This window comes from Microbispora sp. H13382 (genome assembly GCF_014161445.1).
Taxonomy (GTDB): Bacteria; Actinomycetota; Actinomycetes; order Streptosporangiales; family Streptosporangiaceae; genus Microbispora.
This window is the reverse complement of record NZ_JABBXA010000005.1, coordinates 82,532-96,855: the sequence shown is the minus strand read 5'-3', so window position 1 is coordinate 96,855 and position 14,324 is coordinate 82,532. Positions and strand designations below refer to the sequence as shown.

Below are 14,324 nucleotides of genomic sequence, written 5' to 3'. Positions count from 1 at the left end.
CGTCTAGCAGAGGTACTCGTACCCGGTGCAGTAGCGGCCGCCGGGAATCTCCGACCCGCTGCAGCAGTAGCGGCGGACGCAGGTCGAGCCCTCGTACCAGCAGTTGATCGCCTCAGCGCGGGTGGCCGGGACCAGCCGGGCGACCATCCGGTCCGCCAGCCGCTGAATCGTCCGCGTCATTTGGTTCCTCCTATGCGGGACTCCTTTACATTCGTCGACATTAGGAGCGGATTCGATGACGGACATACCATTCCGATACACGAGCTCCTGTATCGCGTTCACCTGGTTCACGCGTTCAGCCGCCGGAGAACGACGCCCGTGATCCTGCTTTCGGGAAGCAGGCCCCACTGACGGGAGTCGGTGCTCCGCGACGGGTTGTCCCCGAGGACGAGCAGCCGCCCCGGCGGCACGCGGGCCACTCCCAACGTCTCGAAATCCGGAGGCATCGGGTCCCCGGCCACGGCCGCGGCCCGCTTGATCACCAGGTTCGTGCCGCCGTCGAGCGTGAAACCCTCCCCGGGGCCCACGCGGGCGATGACGACGATGTCCCCGCGCCGTACGCGCCGGCCGAGCCCGCCGGGGACGCCGGGACGCAGCCTCCGTACGAGGACCCGGTCGCCGGGCCGCAGGCCGGGCTTCATGCTCTCCCCGTGCACCTCCACGACACGGAGGGTCCGCCGGACCGCCGTCACGGCGGCGGCCGGGAGCGCCGTCGCGAGCAGGACGAGCAGGACCGGCGTCATCGTGCCCCCGAGAGCCGGTCGTGCGCGGCGCCCGCGTCCCGGTCCTCCCGCTGCCGGTATCCCTCCGCCTGCAGGGTGAACAGGTGGGCGTAGATCCCGCCACGCGTCAGCAGCCCGGCGTGCGTGCCCTGCTCGGCGACCTGTCCGCCGTCGAGGACCACGATGTGGTCCGCGTCGCGCACGGCGCCGAGCCGATGGCTGACCAGCACGCTCGTGCGCCCGCGGCGGTGCTCCCGCAGGCCCTGGTGGATCTCGTGCTCCGCCTCGGCGTCGAGTCCCGAGCTGGGCTCGTCCAGGATCAGCAGGTCCCGCTCACCCCGGAGGTAGGCGCGGGCGAGGGCGAGCCGCTGCCACTGCCCGCCCGACAGGTGGACGCCCGTCACGGCGCCGTCGTCTTCCGCGCCGCCGTCTTTGGGGGGATCGGCGAAGACCCGCGACAGCATGGTGTCGTACCCCCGGGGCAGGCCGCTCACGGCGCCGTGCGCGCCCGCCCGCCGCGCGGCCGCCTCGATCCTCCCCCGGTCGTCCAGCGCGGCGAGATCGCCGAGGCCGATGTTCTCGGCCGCGGTCATGTCGTACTCCATGTAGTCCTGGAACACCGCCCCGATCCGGGCGCGAAGCTCAGCCGGGTCCATCTCCCGGAGATCGACCCCGTCCCAGAGAATCGAGCCGCGTCCGGGGTCGTACATCCGGCACAGGAGCTTGACCACGGTGCTCTTGCCCGCGCCGTTTCTCCCGACGAGCGCCACCGCCGTGCCGTACGGGATGGTCAGGCTCACGCCGCGCAGGGCCCAGGGGTGGCCGGGCGAGTAGCGGAACCACACGTCCTGCAGCTCGATCCCCCGGCGCAGCGGGCCGGCCCGCCGGGGCCGGGCCGGGACCGGCAGGTCCGGCTCGGCGTCCAGGACGGCGAGGTAGTGGCCGAACAGCAGCACCTGCTGGTGCGCGGTGACGAGTTCGACGACGAGCCCGCTCACCGCCGCCTGGACTCCGGCGACGGCCGCGACGAACAGCGCCACGTCGCCGACCCCGCCCGTGCCGTTCGCGGCGGAGACGAGAACCCACAGCAGGCCGCTCCCGGCCGCCAGCGCCGCCGTGGTCCCGGTCACTGCCTGGGCGCCGAGCTCGCGCCGGTCGGTACGGCTCCGCTCGGCGTTCGCGGCCCGCCGCTGGGCGTTCATCAGCCCGCGCAGGTGCGCTCCGATGCCGAAGAGCCTCAGCTCCTTGGCCGCCCGGACGTTGACGAGCAGCTCACCGAAGAAGAACTCGCGGCGCTCGACCGGGCCGATGCCCCACAGCATCGCGGCACGCCGCCGGGACAGCCAGAGCTCCGCGGCCAGAGACGGCGCCGCCGCGCCGACCACGAGGACGGCCATCCACGGATTTATCGTCACAAGGGAGACGAGGAACCCGGCACCGGTCATCACCGTCCTGGCGCCGCCCAGCGCGGCGGAGACCACCATGCCCGGGGTCGCCCCGCCGTACTGTTGCGCCATCCGGATCCGGTCGAGGAACGCGGGGTCCTCGAACCTGGCGAGGCCGACGAACCGCTCGGTGGCCCGGAAGAGGCGGTCCTGGGCGACGAGACCGACCCTGCGCCCGCTCTCGTCCCTGACGTACTGGACGACCTGCGGTCCGAGCGCCGTCAGCACCCCGCACCCGGCGATCGCGGCGCCCAGAGCCGTGGTCACGCCGACCTCGGGCCGGCCCCCGGCGATCTCGTCGAGCACCAGCTTGGTGCACCAGGCGATCGTGACCGGCAGGGCGGCCATGAGCATGCTGAGGGCGGCGAAGGCGGTGGTCAGCCCCCTGCTCGCCCGCCAGGCCATGCCGAGGGCGGTGACCACCGCCCGCGCTCCGGCATGACCCCGCAACTGTGCCGTCACGCGTGCGCGGGAATCTTGCCGAGGTCCTCGAGAGTGGTCCCGCTGGCGACGACCCTCCCGTGCTCGTCGACCAGGGCGAGGGACGGGAAGCCCTTCACTTGCAACGCCCCCGTCAGGCCGGTGCCGTACTCCTCGATCAGCACCAGGGCGACCGGCTCCAGCGTCCGCCGCTGGTCCGCCACCTCCTCCTCCGTACCCACGAGCACGGCGAACACGTTGCCGCGTCCTCCGGGGTAGGTCCGCGCGCGCTCGGCGAACTGCGGCAGGCGGTCGTGGCAGGCGGAGCAGTCGGGCGAGAAGACGCCGACGAGGACCGGCTCGGTCAGCGTTCCGTCGGAGACGTGGACGCCGTCGGTGCTCACAGCGGAGAAGCCGCCGATCGTCGCACCGGGCGGGAGCACGATCGGCGGGGACGCCACCGGTCGCGCCGACAGCATCGCCTGGTGCTCCCGCAACCGCCGGATCACCCCGACCGTCAGCACCAGGTCGATCAGGCACAGGACGCCGACGCCCAGCACGAGCGCTGTCAGGAACGGCATGAGGGACTACCTCCGTCAGGGTGTACTGGTGAACAGATCGGCGATCTCGCCGGTCGCCGACAGCAGGGCTGCCATGGCTCCGGCCGCGAGCGCGACCGCGGCGAGCCCGGCCGGATCGAGGTCCGCGAGGACGGCTCCGCTCCCGGTCACGACCGCTCCGCTCCGGGCCACGACCGCCTCGGTCGCGGCCAGGACCGCTCCGGCCGCGGCCGCGACGACGAGCACGGCGTTGCGCGCGAGATGACCGGGGCCGACCGGAACGGCGGAGGCGCCGAAGCAGCGGCAGGGAACCCGCCGGCCGCGCCGCAGCGCGGCGACGATGGCCACGGTGAAGGCCGCGAGCAGCCCCAGTGCGACGCAGAAGCCGGCGAGCACGGTGGGCCCCCAGGCCAGCAGCGGCGCGACGGCGGCCTCGGCGGCGGCGACGAGCGCCGCGACAGGCCTGACCCGCCGGGCCGGCAGGCGTGTGAGGGCGCGAGTGGCCGCCGTGAACTCCTCGTACGCCGTCCGCCCACGCAACTTGCTCACAACGGACATGAGGAAGACGATCCCCGTGAGCAGCCGGCAGAAGGCGAAGAGATAGGCCACGGGCGTCCTCATCCCCGGTCGGTCGGGCGGGTCGCCCTCCACGCTAGGAACGGCCGCAGGACGTGGGGTACACGACGGCTACACACCGCGATGTATCGGGGACGAACGCCCCGGCCGGACCATCGGCCCCCACGCGTGCGCGGCCGGCCGAGGACGCGTTCCCGCCACAGCCCCGGCTGCCGACGAGCCGCGCCCGGCGAGGCGGCGAACTCTTCCGGTGGCCGGTGAATGGTTTGTCGCAGGGCCGAAAACCGATAAACGACACTCTTGATATCGGCGCGCGATTTCGACGGCGCCTCTCATACCCGGCCGTCTGCGTATCCGCAGAGGAAACGCCCGCCGGGTGCCCGCACGGAGTTGGTCGCGTGGCGCGAGAACCGCATCATGGAAGGGACGTTTTGAGCCGGTGCGGTGACCGGAGAATGACGGAAACTGGGCCTTTGGCGATCGAAGGGCAACGATGAAGGCATTACTGGTGTTCCTTGGCGTCGCCGGGGTGGGTGCGACGATCGCGGCTCTCCTGCTGCTGCGGAATTCGGCGGGCGACATGGCGAGCGAGGAGCATGTGGCCTCGGCTTCCACCGCCACGGCCCCCGCTTCCCCCGTGGCCCGCAAAAGCGTGCTGCTGGACGCCGAGGGCGCCGTCATCGAGGAGTTGCCCGGCGACTGCGCGGAGAGCGCCTATCCCTACCTCTGCCGGTACGTCGGACAGCGGCTTCTCGCCGAGGATCCGCGACTGCTCACCCGTGACGGCCTGACGATCCAGACGACGATCGACCTGCGGCTCCAGCGGGCCGCGCAGGGGGCCATGGACGCCTACGTTCACCGCGAGGACGCACAGATCGCCACCCAGGTCATGATCGCGCCGGGTGAAGGCGCCGTCAGAGCCATGGCCACAAGCCGCGATCCGGCCGACGGGCCGGGCTTCCAGCAGGGCACGACGGCGATGCCCTATACCCTGGCCGCCGCGTTCGCCGCCGGTCTGCGATACGACGACGGCTTCTTCGTCGGGGACGAGTACCGCGCCCGGGGCCTCGCGACGTTCAAGAACTGTGCGGGCAACGCCGTCGGCGATCCGCGTGTCTCCTTTCACAACCGGAAGAAGGGCGGGGACCGGTTCGTCACCCTGCGATCCGGCACCCGGGACGCGGTGAACACCTTCTACGTCCGCTTGCAGGAGCAGGTCGGCCTGTGTGAGACCGTCAAGACGGCCCTGCGGCTCGGGCTCAGGAGCGCCGATGGGGGCCCGCTCCCCGAGTTCGAGTCTTTCACGCTCGGCCCCACCGAGGCCGATCCCGTCTCCGTGGCCAACTCCTACGCGAGCCTCGCCGCCCGCGGCCGCTTCTGCGAGCCGAGGCTGATCACCGAGATCCGGGACGGCTCGGGCGCCCCGCGCACCTTCCCGCCGCGCTGCGTGCAGGTCCTGGACCCGGCGGTCGCCGACGCGGTCACCGGAGTGCTGTCGGACGTCCTGGCGAGCAGCACGCTCAAGGGCATCGGCCGCGACGCGGCGGGCATGCCCGGCGAGGGCGACGCCCACCGGACCGCCTGGTACGCCGGTTACACCCCTGACCTGGCCTCGGCCGTGAGCCTCGGCGACGTTCGCGGCGCCCTCTGGCACCCGATGACCGACGTCACCATCGGCGGCCGTCACTACGCCCGTGTGGGAGGGACGTCGATCCCCGGCCTCGTCTGGAAGAAGGCGATGACCGAGGCGGTGCGGGGGACACGGGAGACCCACTTCACCCCGCCGGACACCGGGCGCTTCGGCGGCTGCCACGACGCCTGCCCGAACTGACCGCGGTCCGGACACCGCGCGAAATTCTCACCGCCACCGACGTTTCGGCCGGCGAATTCCCCGAATCACGGCCGAGGAGTCCACTCCGGCCTCCCGCCTCCGGGCGTGCGGGGCGCCTCAGCCCCGCGTGCTCTCGTCGCTCAGCTCGTTCAGCGGGAGCAGCGCGGCCGAGGCCTCGTCGTGATCCATCCCGGTCGCCTCAAGCAGGTCGACGGCGATGGAGCGCAGCTGCGCGATGATGACGTTCGCCGAGAAGCCCAGGTTCTTGGGCCGCTCCCGTGCGGCGACGGCGAGCAACGCCTGCCTGGCCAGCATCGGTTCGCGCCCGGCCCCCAGTTCGAGCTGGAGCAGCAGCGCCGCCTCCGAGACTTCGCGCAGCACCTCGGCCAGCGCGACCGGCGGCGGGCTGGGCTCCCCCATCGCCGCGAGCGTGCGGCGGACCAGCACCCGCGCGTTGCGCAGCGCCAGGTCCACCGGCACGGCGGCGGTCTGATATCCGGCCAGCCTGGCCCGGTGATGCCAGCGCAGCGGCGAGATCCTGATGATCTCCTTGCTGTTCTCCAGCGCCGCCGCGAACTCCTCAACCGCGGTCTGGGTCCTGCGTCCGCACTCCAGTGCCTCTGCGGCCAGGTCCGCATCGCCCTTCTCGATCGCCTCCGCCGCCTGTTCCAGCACTGTGGAGAAGGCGTCCAGCACGCCGGACAGATGTTTGCCCGCGATGGTGAGGGGGCTGGCGGGAAGCAGGGCGACCGCGACGATGCCGACGATGCCGCCGGTGAGCGCGTCGGCCATCCGGTCCAGCCCGCCGACGTCCGCGCCCGGCACCAGCATGGCGACCAGCACCGCGGACGATCCGACCTGCGACACGAACAGCTCGCTGCTGTTCAACAGCCACGCGACGGTCATCGCCAGCGCAATCACGAGCGCCAGCTGCCAGGGACCCGAGCCGATCCAGGACACCAGCAGGTCGCCGACGCCCACACCCAGGCTGACGCCGACCACCAGCTCGGCCAGCCTGCGCAGCCGCTGGCCGAGCCCTATGCCCACGCAGATCATCACAGAGATGGGCGCGAAGAGAGGGTGCGCGTGGCCGAGCAGATGCACGGCGACGAGCCAGGCCAGCGCGGCGCCCACGGCGCACTGCGCGATGGAGGGCCCGATCAGATTGAACGTGCCCAGCCGTTTCCTCACCTGATCACCGAGCCACGTTCGCACTCCTCCCACGATGGCGGATCTTTATGACATTGGGATCACATTTGCCCCAGATTCTTCTGGTTCGGCCCGTTCGGCGGGAGATCAAAATGCCCCCGGCCTCCTGCCCGCCGAGCACCGGCGCAACAGTGATCACCACCGAGAAGCAGAGAACCCCGCCTGCCCATCATGGGAGGCGGGGTTCTCGCTGCTCAGCGGTTAGTCGAGGAGTCGGCGGGCCGGAGACCCGCTCGGGTACGGAATGGGATCACCTGGTTTTCGCCGGGCTTGCCGGCATCTGCGAGCCGATCAGGAGGAGTGCCGGCCGACGACGAGGCGGCCGGGCCGATAGCGGACGAAGGCGGCCCCGCCGAGGTTCAGCGACAGAGCGGAGCGCTGCAGGGCAGCGGGTTCGGCGACGTCGCCCCAGCGGCCGGTCGTGACCCGCCTGTCGATCGCCCGCACACCCGCGACGATCTCCGCGGTGGTGAAGGCGCAGTGACCCTGGCGCGCGACGTACGCCTGCCGGAGCAGCCGGTCGTCGCCGGCCGCCCGGACCCGTTCGGCGAACGCCGCCTCCTGCTGCACCGGGACGAGTTCGTCGGCGATGGTGTGCAGGTTGAGCAGCGGCACCGCAAGGCTCTGACCGGCGGTGGAGGACGCCTGCAGCCTGCGCCGCGCCCCCGGGTCGGCGCGCAGGTTGGCACCACGGGTCAGGGTGGCCAGGTCGGCGCGCAGGTCGAGGCCGGCCTTGCGATACAGCGCCCGCACCTGGCCGGCGTGCTCGGAGTCGCGCAGCAGTGCCGCGTAGTCGAGCCCGGCGTTCCAGGACGTGTTGCCCCCGGCGGACTGCTCGATGGACCAGCGGCCGTGCTCGATGAACCCGAGCACCCCTTGGGAGAGCCAGGCGAACTGCTGGGCCTCCTGCCCCTCGGGATCGTTGGCCGCCGGCGGGTCCTGGCCGGGTGCCCAGTCGCTCTGGTTGAGATAGGCGGCGGCGAGCGCGATCCTGGCCCGTCCCTGCGGGGTGGCCTGCGCGGCGATCACGGCGTCGGTCAGCCGCTGCGCCGTCGCGGCGGCGTCCGCGGCGTCGGCGAACCCGGTGAGCCGCACGTCCTGGCCGGGCATCAGCAGCGAGGCGATCGTGTACTCGGCGTCGTACTGGTAGTCGTCCAGGTCGACGCCCCCCGCGACGAGGCTGCACAGCCCGAGGGCCCCGTCGACGCGGCCGGCTCCGTCGCGGGCGATCTGGGCGTTGACCAGGCCGCCCATGGACAGCCCGACCGACAGGGTGCGGGACGGCCGGCCGACCGTACGGGCGAAGGCGTCGAGGGTGGCGAACTGGTCGCGTTCGGCGCTGTTCAGCGCCCACCACGAGCCCTGCGGGTCGAACGAGGAACCGGCGAGCGCGTAACCCTCCGAGAGAAGGGCCGTACGGGCCTCGTCGGAAGGTGCGTTCTGCGCGACGGCCGGACCATAGCCGTGGCTGAACAGCAGGAGCGTGCCGTTCCAGTCGGCGGGCACGTCGGCGATCCAGGTGGCGCCGTCGGCGAGGGTGCCGGACAGGTGCGAGGGGGTGGTGGCGGCCGCAGCGGTGGTGCCGGTCCGAGTGTCCGTCGCGGCCCCGGCGGTTCCGGTCAGGGTGGCCGCAGCGAGGGCGAGAGAGCCGACCACGGCGACGGGGATGCGAAGGATGCGTCGAGGCACGAAAGAGCTCCGTTCCCGGGAAGGAGAGTGTCCTGTGAACGCGGAACCCCCCGAAGCTATGCAGTATTTTGACCACCGTCAATACTGTGCCGAATGTCCGATGTCCGAAGAGTGGGACTTCAGCCGTCCACACGGCGTTCAGGCGGTAGCCGAGGCCAGCGCGCAATTGACTCCAGATACAGCGAACCCCGCCTCCCATGTACGGGAGGCGGGGTTTTCGCTGCTCAGCGGCTACTTGAGGAGCTGGCGGGCCATGACCATGCGCTGGATCTGGTTGGTGCCCTCGTAGATCTGGGTGATCTTGGCGTCGCGCATCATGCGCTCGACCGGGAACTCGCGCGTGTAGCCGTACCCGCCGAGGAGCTGGACGGCGTCGACGGTGATCTCCATGGCGGCGTCGGAGGCGGCGCACTTGGCGGCGCTGGAGAAGAACGTCAGGTCCTTGACCGGGGTGCCGTTCATGGCCAGCTCCGACTTGGCCGCGGCGGCGTAGGTGAGCTGCCGGGCCGCCTCCAGCTTCATCGCCATGTCGGCGAGCATGAACTGCAGGCCCTGGAAGTCGGCGATCGGCTTGCCGAACTGCTTGCGCTCCTTGACGTACCCGATGGCGTAGTCGAGTGCGCCCTGGGCGATGCCGAGCGCCTGCGCGGCGATCGTGACGCGGGTGTGGTCGAGCGTGGCCAGCGCGGTCTTGAACCCGGTGCCCGGCTCGCCGACCATCCGCGAGGCCGGGATGCGGACGTCCTGCAGGATGACCTGGCGGGTGGGCGAGCCCTTGATGCCCAGCTTCTTCTCCTTCGGCCCGAACGACACGCCCTCGTCGTCCTTCTCCACCACGAACGCGGAGATGCCCCGGGCGCCGGCCGAGGGGTCGGTCACGGCCATGACCGTGTAGTACTCCGACACGCCCGCGTTGGTGATCCACATCTTGGTGCCGTTGAGCACGTAGTGGTCGCCGTCACGCTCGGCCCTGGTCTTCATCGAGGCGGCGTCCGAGCCCGCCTCCGGCTCGCTCAGGGCATAGGAGAACATCGCCTCCCCGCGCGCGACCGGCGTCAGGTAGCGCTGCTTGAGCTCCTCGGACGCCGACAGCAGCAGCGGCACGGTGCCCAGCTTGTTGACGGCCGGGATCAGCGAGGACGAGGCGCACGCGCGGGCGACCTCCTCGATCACGATCACGGTCGCGAGCGCGTCCGCACCCGCCCCGCCGTACGCCTCGGGGATGTGGACGGCCTGCAGGTCGGCCGCGACGAGGTCCTTGTAGACCTCCCAGGGGAACTCCTCGTTCTCGTCCGCCGCCGCGGCACGCGGGGCGATCTTCTCGTCGGCGAGGGCCCGGACCGTCTCACGGAGCATGTCGTGCTCCTCAGCGGGCGCGTAGAGAGGGAAGCTCATAGCGCGATACTAGGACGTCCGACTAGAAAGTTACCAGTCAGTACGGCAGCCTCCTTGACAGAACTCCCTGACTGGGAGGGAGAACCGGGCCGCCTGGCGTCGACCGGCCGGGCCGAGAGCCGTACCGTGGGGCCAAGGCGCCGGTTTGCCCAGGTGGCTCACAGGGCAGTTGAGTGGGCCGGTACCATGCCAGATCACAAAGAGTCGGTAAGAGGGGAGCATGCCGTGCCGTACCGCCTCACTGTGCTGGGGACCGGATACCTGGGTGCTACGCACGCGGCGTGCATGGCCGAACTGGGCTTCGAAGTGCTCGGTCTGGATGTGGACCAGAGCAAGGTCGAACGGCTGCAGCGCGGTGAGCTGCCGATCCACGAACCCGGCCTTGAGGAGCTCCTCCGCCGCAACCTCGACTCGGGCAGGCTGCGCTTCACCACCTCGTACGAGGAGGCGGCGCGGTTCGGCGACGTCCACTTCATCTGCGTGGGCACTCCCCAGAAGAAGGGCGGGTACGCCGCCGACGTCTCCTACCTCGACGCGGTCGTCGAGTCGCTGGCCCCCTACCTCGACCGCGAGTGCCTGGTCGTGGGCAAGTCCACGGTGCCGGTCGGCACCGCCGAGCGCCTCGCGGACAAGCTCGTACGGCTCTCTCCCGCCGGCATGCAGGTCGAGCTGGCCTGGAACCCCGAGTTCCTGCGTGAGGGCTTCGCGGTGCAGGACACGCTCCGCCCCGACCGGATCGTCCTCGGGGTCGCCTCCGAGCGGGCCGAGAAAGTGCTGCGGGACGTCTACGCGCCCCTGGGCGAGGTCCCGATCGTGGTGACCGACTTCCCCACGGCCGAGCTGGTGAAGTCGGCCGCCAATGCGTTCCTGGCCACGAAGATCTCGTTCATCAACGCCATGGCCGAGGTTTGCGAGGCCGCCGGCGGCGACGTCACGCAGCTGGCGCAGGCGCTGTCGTACGACGAGCGGATCGGTGGCAGATACCTCAACCCCGGCCTCGGCTTCGGCGGCGGCTGCCTGCCGAAGGACATCAGGGCGTTCACGGCCAGGGCCGACGAGCTGGGCGCCGCGCAGGCGCTCGCCTTCCTCCGCGAGGTCGACGAGATCAACATGCGGCGCCGCAGCCGGACGGTCGACCTCACCCGCGACGTCCTGGGCGGGGCGTTCGACGGCCGCAGGGTCGCGGTGCTGGGAGCGGCGTTCAAACCCAACTCCGACGACATCCGCGACTCCCCGGCGCTCGACGTGGCCGTGAAGATCGCCGAGCAGGGCGGGCAGGTCACGGTCTACGACCCGGTCGCCCTGTCCAACGCGCGGGCGGCCCATCCCCACCTCGGGTACACCGAATCGGCCATGGAGGCCGCCCGTGGGGCCGAAGTCGTGCTGCTGCTCACCGAGTGGCCGGAGTTCGTCGCCCTCGACCCCGAGGAGCTGGGAGCGGCCGTCGCGGCGCGCGTCGTCATCGACGGCCGCAACGCGCTCGACTCGGAGACCTGGCGGGACGCCGGCTGGGACTACCACGCCCTCGGCCGCCCCTGATCCCCCCACGTTCCGTCAGGAGCCGTTCCCGCAGGTCACCTCGCGACGGGTCGCCGACCGCGCCGGGGCCCGGTCTACTGACCGAGCTGGGCCGCCTCGGCGCGCAGGCGCTCGCCCTTGGCGTGCGCCTGGTCCCGGAGGGCTGCCTGGAACTCCTCCATCCGCCGCCGCAGCCCCTCGTCCGACGCCGCCAGGATCCGTACGGCGAGCAGTCCCGCGTTGCGGGCTCCGCCTACGGCGACGGTCGCCACGGGCACCCCGGCCGGCATCTGGACGATCGACAGCAGCGAGTCCATGCCGTCCAGATATTTGAGCGGCACCGGGACTCCGATCACGGGCAGCGGGGTGACCGAGGCCAGCATGCCCGGCAGGTGCGCGGCGCCGCCCGCACCCGCGATGATCACCTTCAGCCCGCGACCGGCGGCGCGGGAGCCGTACTCGATCATCTCCGCGGGCATGCGGTGCGCCGACACCACGTCGGCCTCGAAGGACACGCCGAACTCCGCGACCGCCTCGGCGGCCTGACGCATCACCGGCCAGTCCGAGTCACTCCCCATGACGATCCCGACGTCAGGCATCTGCGGGTCCTTTCAGGCAGGTGACGGCGTGGTGAGCGCGGGCCCGCACCTCGTCCAGGTCGGTCCCGAGGGCGGTGACGTGCCCGATCTTGCGGCCGGGCCGGACGTCCTTGCCGTAGAAGTGGATTTTGATGCCCGGGTCGTTGGCCATCACGTGCTCGTACCGGGAGTACACGTCGGGGTCGGCTCCGCCGAGCAGGTTGGCCATGACGACGACCGGCGCGGTCATCGACGGCGACCCGAGCGGCAGGTCGAGCACGGCCCGCAGGTGCTGCTCGAACTGCGAGGTGCGGGCGCCCTCGATCGTCCAGTGGCCGCTGTTGTGCGGGCGCATGGCCAGCTCGTTGACCACGAGCCCGGACTTCGTGACGAACATCTCGACCGCGAGCAGCCCGGTCACGCCGAGATCGCGGGCGATCGTGAGCGCGACGCGCTGGGCGTCGGCCGCCTCCTCCTCGCTCATGTCCGGCGCGGGTGCGATGACCTCGACGCAGATGCCGTCCTCCTGGACCGTCTCAACCACGGGATAGCTGACGCCCTGACCGTGCGGGGACCGGGCGACCAGCACGGCGACCTCCCGCTCGAACGGGACGAACGCCTCGGCCAGCATCTCGACACCGGTGGCGAGCGCCTCGCGCGCCTCCTCGGGCGAGGCGCAGACCCACACGCCCCGCCCGTCGTAGCCGCCGCGCACGGCCTTCAGCACCACCGGCCAGCCGTGCTCCCCGGCGAACGCCTCGACGCCGGCCACGTCGCCCACCCGGGCCCAGGCCGGGCAGGGCGCGCCGATCGCGGTGAGCCGCTCCCGCATGACCGCCTTGTCCTGCGCGTGGACCAGGGCGTCGGCCCCGGGGTGCACGGCGAGCCCGTCGGCGGCCAGGGCCCGGATGTGCTCGGTCGGCACGTGCTCGTGGTCGAAGGTGACGGCGTCGCACCCCTTGGCGAACTCCCGGAGGTCGGCCAGGTCGCGGTAGTCGCCGAGCCGGGTGTCCACGATCACCTTGGCGGCGCTCTCGTCACGGGTGTTCGCGAGCACGCGCAGGTCGACGCCGAGCGCGATCGCCGCCTGCTGCGTCATCCTCGCGAGCTGGCCCGCGCCGACCATGCCCACCACGGGCGCGGTCACGGGCTTCGAAGGGGGAACGTTCGGGCTGTTCACGACACGTCAGCCTACCTATTGCGCGAGGAGGACCTGTCAGCCGGAGCCCTGGTCGGAGTTCTCGGTGACGTCGGCGAGGACCCGCCGCAGGCCCACCGTCGTCATGGTGTTGTCCTTCGCCACCCTGGTGGCCAGCACCAGAATCTCACTGCCGGCGACGGACTTGGGCGTGCCACCCGTGAAGGCGCGTACGTCCGCGGCGCGATAGCGGGGGTGCGCCAGGGAGGAACGGCCGGAGCCGGGCTTCTGGGCGAAGACGACGCGCAGCGCGTGGAACACCAGCGACCCGCCGCCGGGCAGCGCGAGCGCGCGGGCCGGTCCCTCGATGCGCACGTCCGTGGACAGGTGATCGGGGCGGACCCTGCCGGGGGCGCCGACCAGTTCCGTGAGAAGGCCGCGCATGGGGTCGCCGGAGGCGAAGCGCACCCCGCCGACCCCCTTTCCGTTCACCCCCGCGGGATCGGTCAGGAACGCCACGTGCCGGGTGGGCGCGAGCCGCGCGCCGACGGCCGCGTCCGGGTCGGCCGAGGCGTCGGTCACCTCGCCCTCCACGCCGCCCTCCACGCTGCCCTTCACCTGGGGAGCCTTCCCCACGACCGGGATCGGTCCGGCGTCGAGCCGCCATCGGCCGTCCGCCCGGACGAAGATCAGGTAGACAGGTTTGGGCTTTTTGGCGAGCACGGCGAACCAGGCGCCGTCCTCGCCGTCCTGCCGGGCGGGCAGCAGGAACTCCGGATCCCGGTAGGCGGGCAGACCGGGCGCGGCGAGGCCCACGCGCGCGGCCGCGCAGACGCGGCCGCCGATGGTGCTCTCCACGCCGGTCGTCAGGTGCTCGATCTTGGCGCAGTCCTGGTCCCGCCAGGCGCCGGCGAGATCGCCGAGGCCGTCGAAGGCCGCCTGCGCCTCGGCCATGGTGATCTCGACGGTCGCCGGGGACGTGTCACCGGGGCCGGCCGGGGTCTCGCGCACGCCCTCGGTCCCACACCCCGCGAGCAGGACGAGGCCGAGACCGAGGGTCGTGATTTTCCGCAACACGATGAAAGGCCACCCCTCCAGACCGCGCGCGCCCCGAGCGAAGTGATCCTGATTGGGCGAGAGCGTAGTGCGAAGACCGCCCGGTCATCCCAGATAGCAGGATTTTTCTTGAAATGTTCTTTGGTGACCTGGGACGAAGCGGGCCAAGGTTGCGGCAAGACCCCGA

General features: G+C 71.6%; 13 protein-coding genes. 2 read left to right on the top strand and 11 right to left on the bottom strand.

What is annotated here, in order from left to right; translation table 11 throughout:
* Window positions 1-3: 3 nt before the first annotated feature.
* From HHX41_RS12370 to HHX41_RS12350, 5 genes are all read right to left on the bottom strand, one after another.
* Window positions 4-180, bottom strand: a complete 177-nt coding sequence (locus HHX41_RS12370) for a hypothetical protein (protein WP_182906065.1) — start codon at window positions 178-180, stop codon at window positions 4-6.
* 107 nt (window positions 181-287) lie between these two features.
* Window positions 288-743, bottom strand: a complete 456-nt coding sequence (locus HHX41_RS12365) for a S26 family signal peptidase (protein WP_182906064.1) — start codon at window positions 741-743, stop codon at window positions 288-290.
* On the bottom strand, window positions 740-2,629 hold the full coding sequence (locus HHX41_RS12360) for an ABC transporter ATP-binding protein (RefSeq protein WP_310741942.1): 1,890 nt from the start codon (window positions 2,627-2,629) through the stop codon (window positions 740-742). Before HHX41_RS12360 ends, HHX41_RS12365 begins: the two co-directional genes overlap by 4 nt.
* Window positions 2,626-3,168: a hypothetical protein gene (locus tag HHX41_RS12355; RefSeq protein WP_182906063.1), complete on the bottom strand. Its 543-nt coding sequence runs from the start codon at window positions 3,166-3,168 to the stop codon at window positions 2,626-2,628. The genes HHX41_RS12360 and HHX41_RS12355 overlap by 4 nt, the downstream gene beginning before the upstream one ends.
* Window positions 3,169-3,183: 15 nt before the next feature.
* Entirely contained in the window at window positions 3,184-3,768 is a 585-nt protein-coding gene (locus tag HHX41_RS12350) for a MauE/DoxX family redox-associated membrane protein (protein WP_182906062.1), read from the bottom strand.
* A gap of 448 nt (window positions 3,769-4,216) precedes the next feature.
* Between HHX41_RS12350 and HHX41_RS12345 the strand changes: the two genes are divergently transcribed.
* Entirely contained in the window at window positions 4,217-5,554 is a 1,338-nt protein-coding gene (locus HHX41_RS12345; RefSeq protein WP_182906061.1) for a penicillin-binding protein, read from the top strand.
* A 117-nt stretch (window positions 5,555-5,671) separates the two neighbouring features.
* On the opposite strand, the gene HHX41_RS12340 is transcribed toward HHX41_RS12345, so the two are convergent.
* The 3 genes from HHX41_RS12340 to HHX41_RS12330 all read right to left on the bottom strand — a co-directional run bounded on the left by HHX41_RS12340 (window position 5,672) and on the right by HHX41_RS12330 (window position 9,847).
* Window positions 5,672-6,745 (bottom strand): FUSC family protein, encoded by a 1,074-nt coding sequence (locus HHX41_RS12340; RefSeq protein WP_310741941.1) that lies wholly within the window; start codon window positions 6,743-6,745, stop codon window positions 5,672-5,674.
* Window positions 6,746-7,054: 309 nt separating this feature from the next.
* Window positions 7,055-8,452, bottom strand: a complete 1,398-nt coding sequence (locus tag HHX41_RS12335; protein WP_182906060.1) for an alpha/beta hydrolase — start codon at window positions 8,450-8,452, stop codon at window positions 7,055-7,057.
* A gap of 231 nt (window positions 8,453-8,683) precedes the next feature.
* Window positions 8,684-9,847: an acyl-CoA dehydrogenase family protein gene (locus tag HHX41_RS12330; RefSeq protein WP_182906059.1), complete on the bottom strand. Its 1,164-nt coding sequence runs from the start codon at window positions 9,845-9,847 to the stop codon at window positions 8,684-8,686.
* Window positions 9,848-10,072: 225 nt separating this feature from the next.
* On the opposite strand from HHX41_RS12330, the gene HHX41_RS12325 reads away from it, so the two are divergent.
* Window positions 10,073-11,386 (top strand): UDP-glucose/GDP-mannose dehydrogenase family protein, encoded by a 1,314-nt coding sequence (locus tag HHX41_RS12325; protein WP_182906058.1) that lies wholly within the window; start codon window positions 10,073-10,075, stop codon window positions 11,384-11,386.
* Window positions 11,387-11,460: 74 nt separating this feature from the next.
* Here the strand turns inward: HHX41_RS12325 and purE are convergent, their stop codons facing one another.
* Genes purE through HHX41_RS12310 form a run of 3 tightly spaced genes read right to left on the bottom strand, consistent with a single transcriptional unit; the run spans window position 11,461 to window position 14,158 of the window.
* Window positions 11,461-11,964, bottom strand: a complete 504-nt coding sequence (gene purE / locus HHX41_RS12320) for a 5-(carboxyamino)imidazole ribonucleotide mutase (RefSeq protein ID WP_142616591.1) — start codon at window positions 11,962-11,964, stop codon at window positions 11,461-11,463.
* Window positions 11,957-13,123, bottom strand: coding sequence for a 5-(carboxyamino)imidazole ribonucleotide synthase (locus HHX41_RS12315; RefSeq protein ID WP_182906057.1), 1,167 nt, complete (start codon window positions 13,121-13,123; stop codon window positions 11,957-11,959). The genes purE and HHX41_RS12315 overlap by 8 nt, the downstream gene beginning before the upstream one ends.
* Window positions 13,124-13,159: 36 nt before the next feature.
* Window positions 13,160-14,158 carry a hypothetical protein gene (locus tag HHX41_RS12310; protein ID WP_182906056.1) on the bottom strand — a complete coding sequence of 333 codons (999 nt, stop codon included), beginning with the start codon at window positions 14,156-14,158 and terminating at the stop codon, window positions 13,160-13,162.
* Window positions 14,159-14,324: the final 166 nt, after the last annotated feature.

Excerpts from the sequence above, each read along its gene's own strand:
- HHX41_RS12370 (WP_182906065.1), bottom strand. The coding sequence starts at position 180 with ATGACGCGGACGATTCAGCGGCTGGCGGACCGGATGGTCGCCCGGCTG.
- HHX41_RS12355 (WP_182906063.1), bottom strand. The coding sequence starts at position 3,168 with ATGCCGTTCCTGACAGCGCTCGTGCTGGGCGTCGGCGTCCTGTGCCTG.
- HHX41_RS12345 (WP_182906061.1), top strand. The coding sequence starts at position 4,217 with ATGAAGGCATTACTGGTGTTCCTTGGCGTCGCCGGGGTGGGTGCGACG.
- HHX41_RS12330 (WP_182906059.1), bottom strand. The coding sequence starts at position 9,847 with ATGAGCTTCCCTCTCTACGCGCCCGCTGAGGAGCACGACATGCTCCGT.
- HHX41_RS12350 (WP_182906062.1), bottom strand. The coding sequence starts at position 3,768 with ATGAGGACGCCCGTGGCCTATCTCTTCGCCTTCTGCCGGCTGCTCACG.
- HHX41_RS12365 (WP_182906064.1), bottom strand. The coding sequence starts at position 743 with ATGACGCCGGTCCTGCTCGTCCTGCTCGCGACGGCGCTCCCGGCCGCC.
- purE (WP_142616591.1), bottom strand. The coding sequence starts at position 11,964 with ATGCCTGACGTCGGGATCGTCATGGGGAGTGACTCGGACTGGCCGGTG.